Raw genomic sequence first — 21,330 nt, 5'->3', positions numbered from 1 at the left:
AAGATCCGGTGGATCGCATACACATCGACAGCGAGCGCGGCGCTGGGGCCGCGCGGCGCAGGAAGCTCCTGGCCGGCGTGGTCGGAGCCGCGCTGGTCGCGGGCGGGATCGGCGCGACCGCGCCCGCCACGGCCGCGGAGCCGGCGTCGCTGCTGGCCTCGTACGACTTCTCCGAGGCGAGCGGCACGGTGCTGCACGACACGTCCGGAGCCGGCAGGGACGCCGCCGTCGTCGGCGGCGCCGCGTGGCGTGGCGGGTCCATGCAGTTCACGGGGGCGAACCACGTGCAGCTGCCGAACAACCTGCTCGCCGGTCAGAGCGCCGCGACGATCGTGATCGAGACGAGTCCCACGGCGCTCTCGGGGAACAAGTTCCTGTGGAACATCGGCGGATCGGGCGACTCGGCGACCGGCCAGTTCTTCATCCAGCCGGTGGCGCCGCGCGTCGCGATCTCGAAGACCAACTGGTCGGGCGAGCAGTCGGTCACCTCTGCCACCAAGCTCGTACAGGGGCAGTGGCAGTCGGTGGCGGCGACCATCGAGAAGAACGCCGGAGCGACGACCTCCACCCTCAAGCTCTACATCGACGGAGCGCTCGTCGCCCAGAAGGCGGACTCCACGGTCGCGCTGAGCGACCTCACGACCCACACGATGAACTTCATCGGCAAGAGCGCGTACGCGGGCGACACCCTGTACCAGGGCGGCGTCTCGGCGTTCCGCGTGTACAGCGAGGCGCTGCCGGCGACGGCGATCGCCGCGGCGTCGACGACGGATGCCGCCGCCACCGCCGCCGAGGTCGCGAACACCATCGATCTTGCCGCCGCGAACGTGCAGAACCTCTCGCAGGTCGAGTCCGACCTCGTGCTGCCCACGGCAGGCGGCGTGACCTGGACCTCGCAGCCGGCGGGCATCGTGGCGTCGAGTGGTCAGGTGACCCGGCCCGCGGCAGACACCGCCGTGACCCTCACCGCGACCGCGACAGTGCGCGGGCAGTCGGCGACCCGCGACTTCGAGGTCACCGTGCTGAAGGCCCCGTCCGCAGCCGAGCAGGCGGAGCGCGCGGCCGAGACTCTGCTGCTGCCGTCCGTGCTCGAGAAGGGCTACGTGCTGCCGGCCACCGCCCTCGGCCTGCCGGTCGCGTGGTCGCACGTCTCGGGCGCCGGCTCGGTCGCCGACGGTGCGATCGCCACGGCTCCGGCAACGGGGCTCGCCGCGGCGACGCTGCGCGCCGTCGTCGGCACGGGAGCCGACGCGGCCACGACCGAGCTCGAGGTGCGCATCGCCGAGGCGGGCGCGTCGCGCCTCGCCGCCTACACCACGTCCAAGAACACGCGCGGCGGCGACGACCCCGAGGTCACGCGCGCCGGACACCTCGCGCTCAGCGCTGACGGCACGACGTTCACGGCGCTGAACTCCGGTGCGGCCGTCGTGTTCCCCACCGTCACCGGCATGACCGAGACGAACAACGGCACGAAGCGCTATCTCGCGCGGCCCTACGTGTTCCGCCTCGCGGACGACGAGGGCTTCGGCATGATCGCGCGCCGTACGTCCGACGCCGGCGCGGCCGAGGCATCCGGTGCTCTCGTCTTCACGTCGCCCGACCTCGTGGACTGGACCGAGGTCGGCTATCTGCCGCTCCCCGGCCAGGGCACGACCGGCGCGGTCGCCGCGGAGTGGGACTCGCGCGTCGACGCGTACCGCATCGCGTGGACCAGCACGTCGGGTTCGACGCTCACCGGCACGACCGTGGACTTCGGCGCGGTGGCATCCGTCAAGGTCGGCCAGCAGCCGAGCGGCCGCACCGGCACCATCAACGTGACGTACGCCGAGACGGCGTCGATCGTCCCCGTCACCGCGGCCGAGGCGCGCACCGCAGAGCAGCTGCTCGGGCGCGTGCGCAACACGGGCCTGCAGACGCCCGAGGACGTGACGATCACGGCCGGCGGCGAGGTCGAGCTGCCCGAGAAGATCACCGCGGAGTACTCGGACGGCGGCACGCACGACTTCGGCGTGAACTGGGACACCTCGACCGTCGACCCGTCGACGCCGGGGGAGTACACCGTCACCGGGACGCTCGAGCGCACCGACACGATCTTCCCGCTCCTGCCGAACCGTGCCGACCCGCACGTGCTGCGCTACACGCTCCCGAACGGCGAGAAGACGTGGCTCTACATCGCCACCGACGACAGCGGCCAGGACGAGTTCTTCATCCGCCAGGCCGACACGATCGCCGGCCTCGGCTCCGCGCCCGACAACCGCATCCTCGGGTACGGGCTCTCGGGCACGAGCACGAACGCCCAGCTCTGGGCGCCCGAGCTGCACGTCGTCGACGGCGACCTGTACATCCTGTTCGCGGCCAACGCCAACAGCGCCAACTCGTGGACGGGTGTGCAGTCCTACACGATGCGCCTGAAGCCCGGCGGGAACCCGCTGGTCCGCGCCGACTGGGAATCCCCGCAGCGCGTCGTCGACGCCGCCGGGCAGCCGCTCACGACGTACGGCACGGGGATCACCCTCGACATGACGCACTTCGAGGACGCCGGCAAGGACTACGTCGCGTGGTCGGAGCGGGTCGTCGCACCGTCGACGGGCCCGGCCGTGCTGAAGATCGCCGAGGTGGCCCCGTCGACGACCGGGCCGTGGCGCCTCACCAGCCCGCGCTCGACGTTCGTCTACCCCGACAAGGGCTGGTCGACCAACACGTCACCGGTCGCCGAGGGTCCGTTCGTCATCCAGCGTGACGGGAAGGTCATGATCACCTTCTCCGGCTCGAACATCGACTGGACCTACGCGGTCGGCCTCGCCACCGCGACGTCCGGCGCGAACCTCCTCGACCCCGCGTCGTGGAAGGTGAGCGACCACGCCATCTGGAGCTATGAGGGTGTCTTCGCCAACAACTGGGGGCCCGGACACAACTCGTACACCTATGACGACGACGGCAACCTGATCAACGTCTTCCACGCGAAGGCGACGCAGAACGGCACGCGCGACTCGGGTGTGCGGATGGTCTACTTCCGTCAGGACGGCAGCCCCATCCTCGACATGACCGACACCGAGTGGCTCGCGACGGGCAACCGCACCGTGACCGCGAAGGTGCTCGTCACCGCGTCGGGCCTCGAGGTCGAGGCATCCGTCGCCGCCCGCTGTGTCAGCGGCAAGGTCGTCCAGGTGGTCACCGTGGCCAATGGGGAGAGCGTGCCCGTCTCCGTGACGGTGACGGGCGCCTACGGCACGAAGACGTTCGCGTCGATCGCGGCGGGCAAGAGCTCGTCGGCGTCGTTCACGACGCGCGCGCCGGGCATCGCCGCGGGCACCATCACGCTCACGTCGTCGGCGACCGTCGACGGCTCGCCGGTGACCGACACGGCGGAGGTGAGCACCGCGCCCGCCTCGTGCGGGTGACCTGACCCGGCCGCACGAGCGGCCGTCGCGACGCGCGCCGCGGGTGGGTTCCGACCCCGCGGCGCGCAGTCGCGCGCTCTCACGGCCATGAGGCGGCCGGGATCTCGGAGGATCGACCCGATCTCGGAGGATTCGGGAGGGATGCTCCGAAATCGGCGGAGTCCTCCGAGATTCGGCGCGGGCCGTCAGGCTCGCGGGTTCAGGACTGCAGGTTCAGGCGCTGCGCTCGGCGGCCCGCGGCGACGTGGTGCGTGGCGACGTGGCGCGCCGGCCGATGAGGAGCCAGCAGAGCGGCCCGGCGATGGGCACGAGGATCGAGAGGAGCGTCCACGCGAGTGCCTGCCTCGCGGTGAGCGCCTTCGCATGGCGCGCCAGCGACACCAGTGCCCACAGCAGCAGGCCGAACATGACGACGGAGACCGCGGTCCACGCGAGGTCGTAGCCGGCGGGGATCAGCGGGTTCTGGGGCACCGGCTCACCCTACCCCGCGCCACCAGGTTCCCGGAGGCGTCCTGAGAGGAGGGCATACAGCGAGCAGAGGATCGATCCGCGGAATCCGTCCTCCGCCGGCCGGATGTCCTCCGCTCGGTGCCTGCCCGGCACGCGAAACGCCCCGCCGACCGCGAAGGCCGGCGGGGCGTTACCGCTGGAACGGGCTAGCCGCAGGTGGCGGCGGCGTACGACGCGGATGCCTCGGCGCTGTCACCGCCGGACGATACGGCGACCGTCACCGTGCCGCCGGTGATCGACGCCTGTCGCGTCGAGAACGCCGCGGTCGTGCTCTTGCCGGGCTGGAGGGTCGCGACCGACTTCGACCCGTAGGTCGTCGAGACGGCGAGGCCGACCGGCGCGTCGCCGTCGTTCGTCGTCTTTACGGTGAGCGTGACCTTGCCCGAGACGCACCGCGTGTCGGCGACGACCGTCACCGGCAGCACCGGGGCCGCCACGACGACGTCGGCCGTCACGGTCACCGCGGTCGAGCTGTACAGCTGCTTGCCCGGGGCGTTCCACGCGGTCGATCCGCCGGTGCCGACCCACTGGTTGAGGTTGGCGCCGATCGTGCGCACCGTTCCGGTGACCTCGTAGGTGCCCGGTTCGCCGGTGTCGACGTCCGACAGGTCCCACGTCACGGGCTGCGACGCGGTGCCGCGACCGTAGGCGAGCACGACGTCGGCCGATGAGGGCAGCGCGGCGCGCACGGCCGATTCGGTCGCGTCGGCCTCGACCTCGACGGCGCCGAGCTCCGCCGACACGGCGGTGGCGGCATCCGCTTCGCGGATCTCGTCGTACTGCGCCTTCGTGAGCCCCACGATGCCGCCGTGCTTCGTGCTGGGCGCCATGGAGAACGAGCTGCTCACGAGCTGCGTGAAGCCCGCGTCGAGGTTCGTGGTCTGCATCGGCCGGTAGCCCGTCGAGGGGATCACGTCGACGTAGAGGTACCACTTGTCCTCGCCGTGCCGCTGGAAGACGGCCGGTCCTTCGACTCCGCCGGCGTTGCCGCCCGCCCACACGGCGCCGATGCGCGTCTGCAGCGGCGTCCACGTCGCGGCGGGCTTCCACCACTCCACCGCCGAGGTCGACTCGAGATAGATGCCCTTGCCCGCCGAGTTGTCCTTCGTGATGCGGTACGTCTTGCCGTCGTTCTGGATGATCGTGGTGTCGATCGTGTTGCCGCCGGCATCGACGAACGTGCCGCCGTACTCGTACGTCTCCTGCGTGAAGTCGGGCGTCGCGCCCCACAGGATGCGCGAGTACGACGAGCCGGTGTGCTCGGCGTTCGCGTACACGTTGGACGACCAGTAGAGGACGAACCCGCCCTGGCCCGGGCCGTAGTAGTCGGGCACCCAGGTCGCCTCGGGCGCCCACGCCATGCCGAACTCGCCGACCTTCGCGCCGTCGGAGAGGGCGACGTCGAACTGGCGCAGGTCGCTCCAGCTCACGAGGTCCTTCGACTCCCACACGTTGAGCTTCGTGCTGCCCTTCGAGCTCCAGTAGCACCACTCCATGCAGCCGGTGACGCCGCGGTCGCCGCCGAAGACCCGAAGGTCGGTGGCGATGATGTAGTAGGTCTCGGTCTCGGGGTTGTACGTGAGGTACGGGTCTCGGATGCCGGTCGTACCCAGGTCGGACGCGAGGATCGGCTTGCCGGCGTTGAGCGGGTCCCACTGCTCGGGGTTGTCGCCGCGCGAGACGTCGAGGTAGATCTTCTCGGCATATCCGGCGGAGTCCTCGATGAAATGCACCATCGCGTAGCCGAAGGCGTCGTCGGCTGCGGCCTCGGGGTTCACCGTGACGGCGACCTGCTTCGTGGCCGTCGCGCCTCGGACCGTGGCCGTCGCGGTGAGCGTGCCCTGCAGCGGGGCCTCGCCCGCGGCGGGCTGCTCGGCCGTCGCAGTGACGCCGTCGGCGCCGATCGTGATCGCCGGGTCGGTCGACGTCCACGACACTCGGCCGCCGTAGGTCGGCAGGGTCGTCTGCGCCTCGTCGAACGTGACGGCCGCCACGCCGTCGGCGATGGTCTGCGCGGCCTGCTGGAACGAGGACGCGTGGATCGCGGCATCCGCCACCGACACGTCGTTCACCTCGGTCGCCGTGAGCGCCCGGTCGTAGACGCGGAACGTCGACACCTCGCCCTTGTACATCGGGTCGGGGTAGGGGGCGCGGCCGATCGCGTTGAGGGTCTGATCGGTGATGGATGCCGGGGTCAGGGCCGTGTTCGTGCGCGCGACGCGCTCGCCGTCGACGTAGAACGTGATGTGGCCCGCGGCGCCGTCGATCACCGACGTCAGGCTGTACCAGCGGTTGGCGTCGAGCGCGGTGCCGGAGCGTGCGTTGACCTCACCGCCGCCGCCGTTGGTGGTGATCGTCGTGCGCGGGTTGTCGCGCACCGACGCGAAGTAGTAGTGGGTGGTCGAGTCGCTGCCGATGTTCCAGAGGAAGTTCCAGTTGTTCTTCATCGTCGGGTCGAGCTTGGTCTCGATCGTGACGGTGGCGGAGGTCTTGCCGCTCAGGATGTTGTCGGGCAGCCGCACCCAGTTCGCCGTGGCGCTGGTCTTCGCGCCCCCGGCGAAGACCAGGGAGGAGCCGGTCCACTGCGCGTCGGTGCCGTTGACGACGGTCGCCGCGGTGCCGCCGCTGACGCGGTTCGGGATGCTGGCGCCGGACGTCTGGTCGAACAGGTACTCGGCGAGCAGGCCGGTCGTGGGTGCCGCAGCGGCGGCGCCGGAAGCCGACGTGGCGCCCAGCGAGATCAGCGCGGCGGCGACGAGGGCGGCGCCGACCAGCGAGGCGAGCGCAGCGCGCGGGCCACGGACGCGGTCGCGCGCCGTTCGTCCAGTCGATCGAGGCGTGGGGATCACTCCAGCTCCTTTGCTGTGCGCGGCCGGGATGAGGGCACGACAGGTCGCGTGCACCGCGCGCTGGAATGTTAGCGCTCACGTTCACGCCACGGCAAGGGTCGCGAGCGGATTCGACATTTCTCTTGACAAGCGAGCCGTTCGCGCTAACAATTGTCAGCATTTGAGGTGATACCGCTAACAGCGGCGGTAGAGGCGAAGGGGCCCATCACATGGCGAAGACGCGCGACACTCAGCCTCCCGGCACCACGACGCGCCGAGGTGATCGCACGCGGCGGATGGTGGCGCTCGCGACTGCGGCCGTGCTCGCCGCAGCCGGCCTCGTCGTCACCGCGCCCACCGCGGCGACCGCCGCCCCGCTGTCGATCGAGTCGACGAAGGTGCTCGACCTCGCGTTCGAGGGCAACCTCACCGACACGAGCACGAATGCCGCCTCGGTCACCATGCAGAAGGGCACCGCCGCCTACGGCGCCGGCATCGACGGCCAGGCCTTCAACCTCAACGGCACCAACGCCATCCGGCTCGGCACCGCCGCCTACCTGCAGCCCGCCGACCTCACGGTGTCGTTCTGGTTCAAGCCGAACGCGGCGATGACCGGCGAGCAGGTCTTCGCCTGGAGCAAGCTCCCGTACAACTCTGCGGGCTGGTACCTCACGAGCGAGAGCGACGCGTCGCCGCTCGTGCTCTCGGTCGGCCCGGCGTCGGGTCAGCCTTACAAGGTCGCCGTCGACACGGCACGCGCCGGATTCTTCCCGGCCGGACAGTGGACCCATGTCGTCGTGACCTACGACAAGGCGACCAAGAACGTCAGCTTCTACCGCAACGGCGTGAAGCAGATCTCGACCGTCAAGTACCCCGCCACGGGGACCGCCACGGGTGTCATCGTGGGCGAGAGCACCACGGTCAAGACCCTCGGCTACAACGGCCCGCAGTACAACGGTGCTCACGCCAACGGCCTGCTCGACGACTACACCCTGTACAACGGCGTCGCGACGGTCGCCGACGTGGTCTCCCTCACGCAGTCGAACGACCCGGCCTTCGACCCGAAGACCGTGGCGCAGAGCGCGCTCGACGCCGTCTCCGTGCCGACCTCTGTCGCTGCAGACTTCGGACTGCCGACCGATTCCGCCAACGGCGCGACGATCTCGTGGACGTCGTCGAACACCGACGTCATCGCGATCGACGGCGGCGCCGCGACGGTCACCCGCCCCACGGGCGCGGCCGCCACCGTCACGCTCACGGCGTCGGCGACCTATGGCGGGAGCGCGGCCGCGACGAAGACCTTCGAGGTGCAGGTGCCGCAGGAGGGGGCATCCACCTCCCTGTATCTCGAGACGACCGAGCTGGACCAGGTCCTGCTCGAGGACCCCTACCTCGTCAACGGCAACGAGAAGATGATCGACTATCTCCTCAGCCTCGATCCGGACCGCTTCCTGCACGCGTTCTACACGCAGGCGGGCCTGCCTAGCACGGCGACGCCGTACGGCGGATGGGAGCGCACGAGCGGCACGCGGTTCCAGGGCCACTTCTTCGGCCACTACATCTCGGCGCTGTCGCAGGCGTACGCCACGACGACCGAGCCGGCGACCAAGGCCGCGCTGCTCGCGAAGCTCACGACGGCCGTCGACGGGCTCAAGAACGCGCAGACCGCGTACGCGGCGCTCGACCCGACGAACGCCGGCTACGTGTCGCCGTTCTCGACGAGCGTGCTGCCGAGCGGCGGCGGCGGTCTGCTCGTGCCGTTCTACAACCTGCACAAGGTGCTCGCCGGTCTCCTCGACGCGCATGAGCAGGCTCCGGCCGCGGTGTCGGCGAAGGCGCTCTCCGTCGCGAGCGGCTTCGGCACGTGGGTGCGCAACTGGGCCGGCCGCCAGGCGAACCCGTCGGTCATGCTCAACACCGAGTACGGCGGCATGAACGAGGCCCTGTACGAGCTGTACTCGATCACCGAGGACCCGACGCACAAGCGCGCGGCCGAGTACTTCGATGAACTGACGCTGTTCCAGGCGCTCGCCGCCGGACAGGACGTGCTCGACGGCAAGCACGCGAACACCACGATCCCGAAGCTCATCGGAGCGCTCAAGCGCTACACGGTCTTCACCGACAACCCGCACCTCTACGCGCAGCTCACGGCGGCAGAGAAGAGCAACCTCGGGATGTACCGCACCGCGGCCGAGAACTTCTGGCAGATGGTGGTCGACGACCACACGTACGCCAACGGCGGCAACAGCCAGTCGGAGCACTTCCACGGCGCCGATGAGCTCCACGAGCACGCCACGAACGGCACCACCTCGGGCTACGGCGAGAACTCGACGTCGGAGATCTGCAACGAGTACAACATGCTCAAGCTGACGAGGGCGCTCTTCCAGGTGGCGCCCGACGTGAAGTACGCAGACTTCTACGAGCACGCCTACATCAACGCGATCCTCGCGCAGCAGAACCCCGAGACGGGCATGATGACGTACTTCCAGCCGATGCAGGCGGGGTACGCCAAGGTCTTCGGGCGTCCGTACGACGAATTCTGGTGCGACCACGGCACCGCGACCGAGAGCTTCACGAAGCTCGGCGACTCGATCTACTTCCGCAAAGGCTCGACGGTCTACGTGAACATGTTCCGCTCCTCGGTCTACACCGACGAGGCGCAGAACCTGCGGCTCCGCCAGACGGCGAACGTGCCGGCGGAGGAGACCGTGACCTACACCGTCGGCGCGATCGACGGGGGCGACCTCGCCGAGGGCACGACCCTGCGTCTGCGCGTCCCCGGCTGGGCTGCCGCCACGCCGACCCTCACGGTGAACGGCGTCAGCCAGGACGTCGAGGCGCTGACCGACGACGGGTACGTGGTCGTCGAGGTCGCCGACGGGGACGAGCTCGTCTACACGCTCCCCGCCGAGGTGCGCGTGATCGACGACACCGAGAACCCGAACTGGGTGGCCTTCGCCTACGGCCCGGTGCTGCTGGCGACCGAGCTCAACCGCACCAACGTCGACGCCACGTACGTGGCCGGTGTCCTCGTGCGCATGAGCACCGCCGACAAGTCGGTGAGCAACGACGTGGTCACGGGCGACGCCGAGCAGTTCAAGAGCGACATCGCCGAGAACCTGGTGCGCATCGCGGACGGCGACAACGCCAACGGCATCGAGACCATGCGGTTCAAGGTGAAGAATGCGGATGCCGCGACCGAGGCGCTCACCTTCGAGCCCTGGTACTCGCTGTACGGCGCACGCTACGCGATCTACATGGACCTCATCGAGCCCGACTCGCCTCAGGCGCAGGCGCTGATCCGCGAGGGCAAGGAGCAGCTCCGGATCGACGAGACCACCATCGACTCGCTGACGTCGTTCGACAACAACAACATCGAGGCCGACAAGAACTACAAGTTCAACAAGTCCGGCGTCGGCGTGTGGCTCGGCGAGCCCTTCCGCGACGGGCAGATCGCGACCGACGCGTATTTCCAGTACGACATGATCGTCGACCCCTCGCTGCCGAAGAACTACCTCGGCGTGCGCTACTTCGGCGGAGACAACGGACGCACGCACAGCGTGTACCTCAACGACGTGCTGCTGAAGAACGAGCGCATCACGAATGCGGCGGGTTCGACCACGTTCTACGTGCAGTACGACGAGATCCCGGCATCCGTCCTCGCGGGCATCGCCGCCAAGGACAGCTACAAGCGCGATCAGAGCGGCAACTACGTGCTCGACGCGAACGGCCAGAAGATCCCGGTGGTCACCGTCCGCTTCCAGGGCAACGGCACGAGCTACGTCGGCGGCGTCTTCGGGGTCTACACGACCTCCAAGACCACCTATGACACGGATGCCGACCTCGCGGGCCTCTCGTTCGATGATGGCTCGCTCGCTCCGGCGCTCACGGACGGCGTGTACCAGTACACCGCCACCGTGCCGACGGACGCGACGACCGCGACGTTCGACGCCGATCCGGCCGTGCCCAGCGGGCTCGTGTTCCTCGGTGACGTCCTCATCGACGACACGCTGCCGCGGACGGTGACCCTCGCGGAGAGCGGCCCGACGGTGATCACGCTGAAGGGCACCGCGCAGGACCACACCACGACGTCGACCTATCGGATCGAGATCGTGCGGGCGCCGGCGCAGCCGCCGCTCGACGTGACCGCCACCGCCGCCGTCCGCTGCGTCGCCGGCAAGGCGTCGCTCACGGTCCAGGTGCGCAACGGGGCTGCGGTCCCGGTCGCGCTGGCCATCACGACGGCCGCGGGCAGCAAGCAGATCGCCTCGCTCGCTGCGGGCAAGTCGACCTCGGCGGCGTTCACCACCCGCGGCGCGCAGCTGTCGGCGGGCGTGGCGTCGGTGCAGGCATCCGCGACCGTCTCCGGTGTGCCGGTGACCGTCACCGTCACGGCGGCGCACCCTGCGTTGACGTGCGGATGAGAACTCACCTACCGAAAACGGTTTCGGGTCTTGTTCTCGCTAACTGTTGCCGGTAACATTTCCTACGAGCCAGTCGATCCACCGTCGGATCCGAGAGCAAAGGTGCAACATGCTCAGTCACTCCACTCGCCGTACGGCGCAGACCGCAGTCGCGGTCTCCTCCGCGGCCATGCGGGGTACCCGGGCGTCGAGCGACCAGGACGGTGCCGTCGGCGCCGGACATGACCCACGTCAGACGGGGGCTCTCGGCTTCGGCTGAGGCTTCCAGCGAGTCCCGACGACCGGATGGTCCGGTCGCTCGCAACTTCGGATCGGCAGGGGTGCCGACCGGGAATTGGAGAAACGAATGAACAAGCGAGGACTGTTCGCACGCACCGCCGCCGGTGCGTTCGGCGGGATGCTGCTGATCGGTGTCGCGGGCGCCGCGATCGCCGACGAGGTGAACGACGAGAACGTCAACGTCAACGTCAACATCGAGGCGCTCGAGCCGGTGGGCGCGCTCACCATGAGCGTCCAGTCGAACTCGACCGCGCTGACTGAGGTCGAGTCGGCCGACGCCGAGGTGCGTCAGTTCAACGGTGTGCTGCCCACGGTGACCGTCAGCGATGACCGCGAAGAGGTCCCGGCCGACACGTACTGGTACGTCACCGGTCAGTCGTCCGAGTTCACGGCCACCGGCGCTGAGGCGATCGGCCCCGAGCACCTCGGCTGGGCTCCGAAGCTGACCAGCGACGACAGCAACGGTGACGTGGTCGCCGGTGAGCAGGTCGACACCGTGCTCGACGAAGGACCCGACAACGTCGGTCTCGTCGCCGAGGAGCTGCTGGCGATGGCGCCGAACTACGGCGAACTGCCGACCGGTTCGTGGACGGCGAACGCCGACCTGTTCCTCAAGACCCCGGTCGACGTCACGCCGGGCGCGTACTCCGCGACCCTCACGCTGACGCTGTGGGAAGACGCCCTTCCCGCCGAGTAACGCGTCTCTCGTGTTGAATCGGGTCGGGGCCGTGATCTCACGGCCCCGACCCTGACGTCTGGACCCACCTTTGCTGCACACCTCGTCCCGCTCCTCTACGATCGGCCGCCTCCTGCTGGCCGCGGCGCTCACTCTGGGCTTCGCGTCGGCGAGTGCGCCGGCGATCGCCGACGACACCGACGAGGACACCATCCGCTGGTCGGTCACGCCGGCCGATGAGAGCGGACCCGACGGCCGCCGTGCGGTCGAGATCGAACTCGACCCGGGCGAGACCGCCGACGACCTCTTCGCCGTGCGCAACGTCAGCGAGGTCGAGGTGACCTTCCGCCTGACCGCCGCCGACGGCTTCTACACGCGCAACGGGCGGTTCGACATCCTCCCAGCCGACCAGGAGTCGGTGGACGCCGGCACCTGGATCACGATCCCCGAAGAGGTCACCGTCGGGGCGGGCGAGACCGCCGTCGTGCCCTTCGACATCTCCGTGCCCGAGAACGCCGAGCCGGGGGACCACGCCGCCGGCATCACGGCGTCCGTGCTCTCCACCCAGACCGGCGACGGGGGAGCGAGCGTGGGCGTGGAGAGCCGCGTCGGCTTCCGGGTCACGACGCGGGTCACGGGCGAGATCACCCCGGAAGCCGTCGTCGACGCCGTCGTCGGCGACTACGCCACCTCGTGGAATCCGCTGCGGCCCGGAGAGCTCACCGTCACTTTCGACGTGGAGAACACCGGCAACACCATCCTGCTCATCGAGGGATCCGTGAACGCCGGCGGGCAGAGCGCCGGCTTCCCCGCCGAGGGTGAGAATCCTCAGGAGCTCCTCCCCGGCGACAGCCGCAGCTTCACCGTGCTCGTCGACGACGTCTGGCCGCTGTTCGCCGTGCCGGTGAGCGTCGTCGTCACCCCGACCATGCTCACGATGGCGGGTGACACCTCGGCCATCGAGCCGGTCGTCGCCGACATCACCGTCTGGGCGATGCCGTGGCCGCAGCTCATCGTCCTCGCAGGCCTCGCCCTCGTCGTGTGGGCGCTCGTGTGGGGACGCATCCGCTCGCGCAGACGCCTGCAGACGATGCTCGCCGATGCCAAGGAAGCCGGCCGCCGCGAGGCCGGAGAGGCGGGGGATGCGTCGTGAGGTCCAGGGGGAGGATCGCCGGAGCAGCCATCGGGCTCACACTCGTGCTCGGGACGCTCACCGTGCCGGGCGCGCTCGCGTCGGCTGCAGAGCCCGACACGGACCCTGAAGGCGTCAGCGTCACGGTGCTGATCACGCCGCTGAAGTGCGACTGGCCACCGAGGGGACCCGGCAATGCGGGGCCGCCGCCGTGGGCGGGCATGCCCGGCCACCCGTGTCATCCGGGCAACCCCGGCGGCCCGGGCAACCCCGGTAACGGGAACGGAAACGGCAACCCCGGGAACGGGATCGGCAACTCCGGCAACCCCGGGAACGGCAACTCCGGGAACGGAAACGGAAACGGGAACCCCGGGAACGGGAACGGAAACGGGAACGGGAACGGGAACGGAAACGGGAGCAACGGCAAGCCGGGCAAGGGCAAGCCGACACCGACCCCGACCGCGCTGGGCGTGGCGCCGCAGGAATCCTCTCCACCTGCGGGCTCCGGCCCGGGCGGGTCGGGCGAACCCGGCGCCGCGCCGCCCTCATCCCCGGAGACCGTGCCCGTCGGCTGGATCGCCGCCGGCGGCGCGGCCGCGCTCCTCGCCGCGACGGGCCTCGTCCTCTGGCTCGTTCCGGGCGCCGCGGCAGCCGTTCTCCCGGGTGTCGGCGGTGCGTCGGCCGCGGCCGGCGCGCCCCCCTACGATGTGGTCAGCAAGAAAGGGAGGTGATCCACAGTGACCGAACAGGCGACCAGGGGCTGGCAGCGCCCCAGCATCTACGACGTGGCCAAGCAGGCCGGTGTCTCGCACATGACCGTCTCGCGGGTGCTGAACGGACACCCGAACATCCGCGAATCGACACGTGAGCGCGTGCTCCAGGCGATCGACGAGATGAACTACACGCGCAGCTCGATCGCGCGGGCCCTCGCCACGCGTCGTGCGATGCGGATCGGCGTCCTCGTCGACAGCCCCGTCCAGTGGGGGCCCAACAGCACCCTGCGCGCGATCGAGAGCGCCGCCCGCGATGCGGGGTACGCCATCAGCGCCTTCTCCGTCTCGGACGACGAGGAGTCCCAGATCGACACCGGCGTGGTCGAGCTCGTCACCCAGGGCGTCGACGCACTGTGCGTGATCGCTCCGCGCGCCTCGTCGCTCGACATGCTCCGCCAGCAGAGCACCGGACTGCCGACCCTCGTCATCAAGGCCGAACCCGACGCCGAGATGCACACGGCGGCGGTCGACCAGCGCGCCGGTGCCATGGCGGCCGTCATGCACCTCATCGAGCTCGGCCACCGCTCCATCGTGCACCTCTCGGGACCCTTGGACTGGTACGACGCCCGGGCCCGCGAGCAGGGCTGGCGCGACGCGCTCGCCGACGTCGGCCTGCCGATCGCGCCGCCGGTCGTGGGCGACTGGACGTCCGACTACGGCTACACGTTCGGCAAGACCTACGACTTCTCGGACGCGACGGCGGTGTTCGCCGCCAACGACCAGATGGCGCTGGGTCTCGTGCACGGGCTGTCCGAACGCGGACTGCGCGTTCCCGACGACCTGAGCGTCGTCGGCTTCGACGACCTGCCCGATGCGCGCCACTTCCTGCCGCCGTTGACGACGGTGCGCCAGGACTTCGCCGCACTCGGATCGCTCGCCCTGCAGCTCATCATCGCTGCGATCGAGGGCGACGACACCCCGGAGCACGACATCATCGAGCCGCGCCTCATCGTGCGCGGGTCGACGGCCGCCCCCCGGTCCTGAGCGGGCGCCGCCCGTCACGCCCCGGCTCTGCCGGGGCGTTCGGCGAGCCCGCGCGGCGCGGGGATGTTGCCGCTCACGTGGACCTGTTAATGTTCGCGGTAACGGAGAAGTAACGAATCTCCAGAAATAAGTTGCGCGCGGGGATGTTAGCGCGCACAATGGAGTCGCACACACCCGAGAGTGTCCCGCTGGGGCACAGGGACTTCTCTCCGACCAGGAGCGTCGGGGAGTCTCAAGGAGGAGAAGAGATGGCTAACAAGAAGCGGATGCTCGCCCTTATCGGCTTCGTCGGCGCCGGCGCGCTCGCGCTCGGCCTCGCCGGCTGCGCGAGCGGCGGCAACGGCGACGCGGGCTCGGACGGCGACAGCGGCAGCGGTGACGGCGAACTGACGACCGTCGGCTTCGTCGCGGTCGGCCCCGAGGGCGGCTGGCGCGACGCCAACGAGCAGGCGATCAAGGACGCGTTCAGCACCGAGGCCGGGTTCGACCTGAAGTACGCGCCCGCCTCGAGCCCGACCGACCAGAAGTCGCAGATCGACGCCTTCGCGACGTTCGTGAACGACGAGGTGGACGCGATCCTCCTCACCGCGACCGAGGCGTCCGGCTGGGAGGACTCGCTCGAGCTGGCCCAGGAAGCCGAGATCCCCGTCATCCTGCTCGACCGCGGCGTCGACGCCAGCGACGAGCTCTACGTCACGCGCATCGCCCCGGACAACGTGGACGTCGCGGCGACCGTCGGCGACTGGGCGGTCGCGACCTACCCGGAGGGCGCGAACTACTTCACCCTCGAGGGCGTCCCCGGCCTGTCGGTCGTCAACGAGCGCAACGAGGGCTTCGAGGCCGCCATCTCGGGTGCCGAGGGCTGGAACAAGATCGGTGCGCAGACGGCCAACTGGACCGCTGACGAGGGCAAGTCGGTCATCGAGACCGTGCTCCGCGAGAACCCCGACCTGCAGTTCATCTTCGCGCAGAACGACGAGATGGGCATCGGCGCGGCCGCGGCTGTGACCGCCGCCGGTCTGGTCCCGGGTGAGGACGTCAAGATCGCCACGATCGACGGCACCACGCCGGCTCTCGAGGCGCTGGCTGCGGGCGAGCTGAGCTTCGTCGCTCAGTACAACCCCTTCTTCGGTGACCTCGCCGTCGAGGCCGTCAACTCCGCTCTCGCGGGTGACGACGTCGAGAAGGTCATCATCGTTCCGGGTGAGACCTTCGACTCGCCCGAGGCCGGCCAGGCCGCGATCGACGACGGCAAGGGCTTCTGACCCGATCCCGCGTCGACGAGACGAGAAGTGATGCGAGCGGGGGTTGCCGTTCCGGCGGCCCCCGCTCGTGCTCGTCTTCACGCAGTTCCACCGCAATGCAGCAACAAGGAATCGTGCAGCCATGATTGAACCGATCGCGATCGTCGAGGTCCGAAACGCGTCCATCACCTTCCCGGGAGTGAAGGCCCTCGACGACGTCAGCTTCCGGCTGCTCCCCGGCGAGGTCCACACCCTCATGGGCGAGAACGGCGCCGGCAAGTCCACCCTCATCAAGGCGCTCACCGGCGTCTACCAGATCGACTCCGGCGAGATCGTGGTCGCGGGACAGGTCCGGCACTTCAACGGCACCGCCTCCGCGCAGGCGGCCGGCATCTCGACGGTGTACCAGGAGGTCAACCTCTGCACCAACCTCACCATCGGTGAGAACGTGATGCTCGGGCACGAGGTCCACGACTGGACCGGCATCAACTGGCGCAAGACCCACGCCCGGGCCCGCGAGGCGCTCACCCGCATGGGCCTCGGCGATCTCGACCCCCGCGCGCCCCTGTCATCGATCTCGATCGCGATGCAGCAGCTCGTCGCCATCAGCCGCGCGATGGTCACCAACTCCAAGGTTCTCATCCTCGACGAGCCCACCTCCAGCCTCGACGCGAACGAGGTCGAGGTCCTCTTCGACGTCATGCGCCGCCTTCGCGACCAGGGCGTCGCGATCCTCTTCGTCTCGCACTTCCTCGACCAGGTGTACGCGATCAGCGACCGCATCACGGTCCTGCGCAACGGCACCTTCGTCGGCGAGTACCTCAAGCGCGATCTCGACCGCACGCAGCTCATCTCGAAGATGATCGGCAAGGACTTCGAGTCGCTCCGCGCGCTCGGCTCCAACCGGCAGACCCAGCAGCGCGACCGCACCGTGACCCCGCTCTTCGCCGCCGAGGACCTCGGCCGCAAGGGAGCGATCGAGCCCACGGATCTCGAGATCCACGCCGGCGAGGTCGTCGGCTTCGCGGGCCTCCTCGGCGCCGGTCGCACCGAACTCGCGCGGCTCGTCGCGGGGGCCGACAAGGCCGACAGCGGAACGATCCGGATCCGCGGCAAGAAGGTCTCGCTCAACTCTCCCGTCGCAGGCCTCTCGCACGGCATCGCCTACTCGACCGAAAGCCGTCGCGACGACGGCATCGTCGGCGACCTGAGCGTCCGCGAGAACATCATGCTCGCCGTCCAGGCGCGCCGCGGCTGGATGCGCCGCGTTCCTGCGCGCGAGGTCGACCAGCTGGTCAAGACCTACATGGAGCGCTTCAGCGTGCGCCCCAACGACCCGGATCGTCCGATCCGCCTGCTCTCGGGCGGCAACCAGCAGAAGGTGCTGCTCGGCCGGTGGCTCGCCACCAACCCCGACCTGCTGCTCCTCGACGAGCCCACGCGCGGCATCGACGTCGGCGCGAAGGCCGACATCCAGGAGACCGTGGCCGAGCTCGCCGAGGGCGGGATGGGCGTCGTCTTCATCTCGTCCGAGCTCGAGGAGGTCGTCCGCCTCTCCGAGCGCATCGTCATCCTCAAGGACCACCAGAAGGTGGGCGAGGTCGTCAACGGTCCCGAGGTCACCGCCGAGAGCATCGTGTCGGTCATCGCCACCGAATCGGGCGACGAGGCGGAGAAGACCGCCGACGCCCTCGCAGAAGAGGTCGCCGCCGGGGGATCCGCGGCCGACCATGAAGGGAGCGCGTCATGAACCGCGTCAAGATCGCGCTGCGCACGCCCTGGTTCTGGGCCATCGTCGGCATCGCGCTGCTGCTGCTGATCAACTCGATCAAGAACCCCGCCTATCTCGCGATCAGCGTGAACCCGACGACGGGGATGCTCACGGGCAACGTGCTCGACATCCTCCGCGTCTCCGCGCCGATCATCATGATCGCGCTGGGCATGACCTTCGTCATCGCCACGGGCGGCATCGACCTCTCCGTCGGCTCGATGATGGCCGTCGGGGGCGCCGTCGCGATGGAGACCCTCTCCAACCTCGAGGGGTCGCCGCCGGTCAGCGCGATGCTGACCGCGATCGCCCTCTCGATCGCGCTCGCCGTCGTCCTCGGTGCGATCAACGGCTTCCTGGTCTCGGTCATCGGGTTGCAGCCGTTCATCACGACGCTGATCATGATGCTGGCCGCGCGCGGCATCGCCCGCGTCATCACGAGCGGGCAGAACACCAATGCGACCAACGAGCCGTTCCGGCTCCTCGCGAACGGCCAGATCTTCGGCATCCCGACGAGCTTCGTGCTCGCCATCGCGATCGTCGTGCTCATCGCCCTCGTGATGCGCCGGACGGCGCTCGGCCTGATGATCGAGTCGATCGGCATCAACCCGCACGCGAGCCGGCTCGCCGGCATCCGTCCCCGTCCGATCCTGTTCGGCGTCTACATCCTCTCGGCCGCGCTCGCCGCGGTGGGTGGGCTGTTCAGCGTCTCCGAGGTCATGACGGTCAGCGTCGGCGGCACGGGCAATCTCATGGAGCTCGACGCGATCCTCGCCGTGGTCATCGGCGGCACGTCGCTCGCCGGAGGCAAGTTCTCGATCGTCGGCTCGACCGTCGGAGCCCTCCTCATCGCGACGCTGAACAAGACCGTGCTGTTCCTCGGCATTCCGGCCGCTGCGACGCCCGCGTTCAAGGCGGTCGTCATCATCGTCCTCGTCCTGCTGCAGTCCGAGCGCGTGCGCTCGTGGGCCTTCGGAGGCCGGAAGTCGACGGGTGCGCCCCGTACTCCCACGCCCCCGGCACCTGAACAGGCCGCGCCCGTCTCGAAGGAGGTCGTCGCATGAGCTCGTCACGCACGCTCGCCGAAGTCGTCCCGCCCGCTCCCGACCTGCCCGAGAGCAGGAATGCCGTCGCCGGCACGCGCCTGTCGCGGCTGTGGGAGCGCAATCAGACGCTGATCCCCACCCTGGCCGCCCTGGTGCTGCTGTTCGGCATGCTCATCTACGCCGAGGTCGCGTACGGCCGCGTGTTCCACGCCGGCACCATGTCGAGCCTCCTGATCGGCTTCGCGCCGACGATCATCCTGGCCGTCGGCATGACCATCGTGATCGTCTCGGGCGGCATCGACCTGTCGGTCGGCGCGGTGGTCGCGTTCAGCTCGGTCGCCGGCGTCATGATCATGAACATCGGCATCAACGGCTGGATCTCGATGCTGCTCATGATCCTGTTCGGTGCGCTCTTCGGCGTGATCGCGGGCGTCATGATCCAGTACTTCAACGTGCAGCCCTTCATCGCGACGCTCGCGATGATGTTCCTCGCGCGCGGACTCGCCTCGATGCTGTCAACCACGCCCGTCCAGGCTCCCGAGGACTCGCCGATCCACCTGCTCGCCACCGACTGGAAGATCATCGACGGACCCAAGGTCAACGACCTCACGGTCACGCCCGGGCTCCTCATCGCCGTGCTCGTCGTGATCGGCGGGATGTTCTTCCTCCACCGCACGCGCAGCGGGCGCACCGTCTACGCCATCGGCGGCAACGAGTCCTCGGCCGGGCTCATGGGTCTGCCCGTCGCCCGCACCCGCGTGGGGATCTACATCATCTCGGGCGCGCTGTCGGGCCTGGCCGCGATCGTCTACACGGCCGAGGTCGGCGGCAAGGCGCAGAACGTCACGGGAATCGGGTGGGAGCTCGATGCCATCGCGGCCGTCGTCATCGGCGGCACGCTGCTCACCGGCGGCTACGGCTACGTCCTCGGCTCGGTGGTCGGCGTCTTCGTGATCGCGGCCCTGCGCCTCATCATCACGAAGGACGGCACGATCAACCCCGAGTACCTCACGATCATCACCGGCGCCGTCCTGCTCGTGTTCGTGCTGCTCCAGCGCGTGCTGACCCGACGACGGGCGAGCTGATGGCCGACGCCGAACTGCAGGCCGCGATCGATGCGGTGCGGGCCGATGTCGCCAGGCTCCACGGCGAGCTGGTCCGGTACGACCTGATCGTCTGGACGGGCGGCAACGTCTCGGGTCGCGTGCCCGGTGCCGACCTGTTCGTGATCAAGCCGAGCGGGGTGTCGTACGACGACCTCGCGCCGGAGAACATGATCCTGTGCGACCTGGACGGCAACGTCGTTCCGGGCACGCCGGGGTCCGAGCGCAGCCCGTCGAGCGACACCGCGGCGCACGCGTACGTGTACCGCAACATGCCCGAGGTGGGGGGAGTGGTGCATACGCACTCGACCTTCGCGGTGGCGTGGGCGGCGCGCGGCGAGGAGATCCCGTGCGTCATCACGGCGATGGCCGACGAGTTCGGCGGGCCGATCCCGATCGGTCCGTTCGCCATCATCGGCGACGACTCGATCGGGCGCGGCATCGTCGAGACGCTGACCGGTCACCGTTCGCGTGCGGTGCTGATGCAGAACCACGGACCGTTCACGATCGGCACGTCGGCGAAGGATGCCGTCAAGGCGGCGGTCATGGTCGAGGACGTCGCCCGCACCGTGCACTACGCGCGTGAGGCCGGTCCGCTCATCCCCATCCCGCAGGAGGCGATCGACCGCCTCTACGACCGGTACCAGAACGTGTACGGCCAGAGCGGGGACGACCGGCGATGACGGCGGACAAGCGAGCGGATGCCGCGGCATCCGCCATCCTCGAAGGCCGTACCGCGCTGGGGATCGAGCTCGGCTCCACGCGCATCAAGGCGTGCCTCGTGCTCGCCGACGACCCCGCGACCGTGCTCGCCGTCGGCAGCCACGAGTGGGAGAACCAGTTCGTCGAGCGCACCTGGACCTACGCGGTGGAGGACGTGTGGGCGGGGCTGCAGGCCGCGTACGCCGACCTCGTCGCCGACGTGGAGGAGCGCCACGGCGTCGCCGTCACCACGTTCGGCGCCATCGGCGTGTCGGCCATGATGCACGGCTACCTCGCCTTCGACGACGCGGGCGAGCTGCAGGTGCCCTTCCGCACGTGGCGCAACACCACGACCGGACGCGCCGCCGGTGTGCTGTCCGAGCTCTTCGGCGTCAACATCCCCCTGCGGTGGTCGATCGCGCACCTCTACCAGGCGGTGCTCGACGAGGAGCCGCACGTC

General features: G+C 69.5%; 13 protein-coding genes and 1 pseudogene. 12 read left to right on the top strand and 2 right to left on the bottom strand.

What is annotated here, in order from left to right:
• Positions 1-8: 8 nt before the first annotated feature.
• Positions 9-3,401, top strand: coding sequence for a family 43 glycosylhydrolase (locus tag OB08_RS10820; protein ID WP_461474586.1), 3,393 nt, complete (start codon positions 9-11; stop codon positions 3,399-3,401).
• 213 nt (positions 3,402-3,614) lie between these two features.
• Here OB08_RS10820 and OB08_RS10815 read toward each other — a convergent pair whose 3' ends face one another.
• The gene (locus tag OB08_RS10815) at positions 3,615-3,872 is read right to left on the bottom strand and encodes a PLD nuclease N-terminal domain-containing protein (RefSeq protein WP_461474584.1); all 258 of its coding nucleotides are present in this window, start codon (positions 3,870-3,872) and stop codon (positions 3,615-3,617) included.
• Between the two features lie 185 nt (positions 3,873-4,057).
• Positions 4,058-6,760, bottom strand: a complete 2,703-nt coding sequence (locus OB08_RS10810; protein WP_461474582.1) for a LamG-like jellyroll fold domain-containing protein — start codon at positions 6,758-6,760, stop codon at positions 4,058-4,060.
• 209 nt (positions 6,761-6,969) lie between these two features.
• Between OB08_RS10810 and OB08_RS10805 the strand changes: the two genes are divergently transcribed.
• The 11 genes and pseudogenes from OB08_RS10805 to OB08_RS10755 form a co-directional block, all read left to right on the top strand.
• On the top strand, positions 6,970-11,163 hold the full coding sequence (locus tag OB08_RS10805) for a beta-L-arabinofuranosidase domain-containing protein (protein ID WP_461474581.1): 4,194 nt from the start codon (positions 6,970-6,972) through the stop codon (positions 11,161-11,163).
• A 346-nt stretch (positions 11,164-11,509) separates the two neighbouring features.
• A complete protein-coding gene (locus tag OB08_RS10800; RefSeq protein ID WP_461474579.1) occupies positions 11,510-12,139 on the top strand; it encodes a hypothetical protein in 630 nt (209 codons plus the stop codon).
• A 70-nt stretch (positions 12,140-12,209) separates the two neighbouring features.
• Positions 12,210-13,271 (top strand): WxL protein peptidoglycan domain-containing protein, encoded by a 1,062-nt coding sequence (locus OB08_RS10795; protein ID WP_461474577.1) that lies wholly within the window; start codon positions 12,210-12,212, stop codon positions 13,269-13,271.
• Positions 13,268-13,981: a hypothetical protein gene (locus OB08_RS10790; RefSeq protein ID WP_461474575.1), complete on the top strand. Its 714-nt coding sequence runs from the start codon at positions 13,268-13,270 to the stop codon at positions 13,979-13,981. The genes OB08_RS10795 and OB08_RS10790 overlap by 4 nt, the downstream gene beginning before the upstream one ends.
• 6 nt (positions 13,982-13,987) lie before the next feature.
• A complete protein-coding gene (locus OB08_RS10785; protein WP_461474573.1) occupies positions 13,988-15,007 on the top strand; it encodes a LacI family DNA-binding transcriptional regulator in 1,020 nt (339 codons plus the stop codon).
• A gap of 248 nt (positions 15,008-15,255) precedes the next feature.
• Positions 15,256-16,272, top strand: a complete 1,017-nt coding sequence (locus OB08_RS10780; RefSeq protein WP_461474571.1) for a substrate-binding domain-containing protein — start codon at positions 15,256-15,258, stop codon at positions 16,270-16,272.
• A 121-nt stretch (positions 16,273-16,393) separates the two neighbouring features.
• Entirely contained in the window at positions 16,394-18,001 is a 1,608-nt protein-coding gene (locus OB08_RS10775; RefSeq protein ID WP_461474569.1) for a sugar ABC transporter ATP-binding protein, read from the top strand.
• Positions 17,998-19,083, top strand: coding sequence for an ABC transporter permease (locus OB08_RS10770; protein ID WP_461474567.1), 1,086 nt, complete (start codon positions 17,998-18,000; stop codon positions 19,081-19,083). Before OB08_RS10775 ends, OB08_RS10770 begins: the two co-directional genes overlap by 4 nt.
• Complete coding sequence (locus OB08_RS10765) at positions 19,080-20,150, top strand: ABC transporter permease (protein ID WP_461474565.1); 1,071 nt, start codon at positions 19,080-19,082, stop codon at positions 20,148-20,150. Before OB08_RS10770 ends, OB08_RS10765 begins: the two co-directional genes overlap by 4 nt.
• On the top strand, positions 20,150-20,851 hold the full coding sequence (locus OB08_RS10760; protein ID WP_461474563.1) for an L-ribulose-5-phosphate 4-epimerase: 702 nt from the start codon (positions 20,150-20,152) through the stop codon (positions 20,849-20,851). Before OB08_RS10765 ends, OB08_RS10760 begins: the two co-directional genes overlap by 1 nt.
• Positions 20,848-21,330 (top strand): annotated as a pseudogene (locus tag OB08_RS10755) (ATPase); the annotation flags it as partial. The gene OB08_RS10760 and the pseudogene OB08_RS10755, both read left to right, overlap by 4 nt.

The sequence above is a fragment of the Microbacterium sp. HJ5 genome (genome assembly GCF_054824025.1).
This window is presented reverse-complemented; position numbering and strand designations above follow the sequence as displayed.

Coding starts and splice junctions, on each gene's coding strand:
- OB08_RS10805 (WP_461474581.1), top strand. CDS start 6,970: ATGGCGAAGACGCGCGACACTCAGCCTCCCGGCACCACGACGCGCCGA.
- OB08_RS10800 (WP_461474579.1), top strand. CDS start 11,510: ATGAACAAGCGAGGACTGTTCGCACGCACCGCCGCCGGTGCGTTCGGC.
- OB08_RS10780 (WP_461474571.1), top strand. CDS start 15,256: ATGGCTAACAAGAAGCGGATGCTCGCCCTTATCGGCTTCGTCGGCGCC.
- OB08_RS10775 (WP_461474569.1), top strand. CDS start 16,394: ATGATTGAACCGATCGCGATCGTCGAGGTCCGAAACGCGTCCATCACC.
- OB08_RS10770 (WP_461474567.1), top strand. CDS start 17,998: ATGAACCGCGTCAAGATCGCGCTGCGCACGCCCTGGTTCTGGGCCATC.
- OB08_RS10765 (WP_461474565.1), top strand. CDS start 19,080: ATGAGCTCGTCACGCACGCTCGCCGAAGTCGTCCCGCCCGCTCCCGAC.
- OB08_RS10760 (WP_461474563.1), top strand. CDS start 20,150: ATGGCCGACGCCGAACTGCAGGCCGCGATCGATGCGGTGCGGGCCGAT.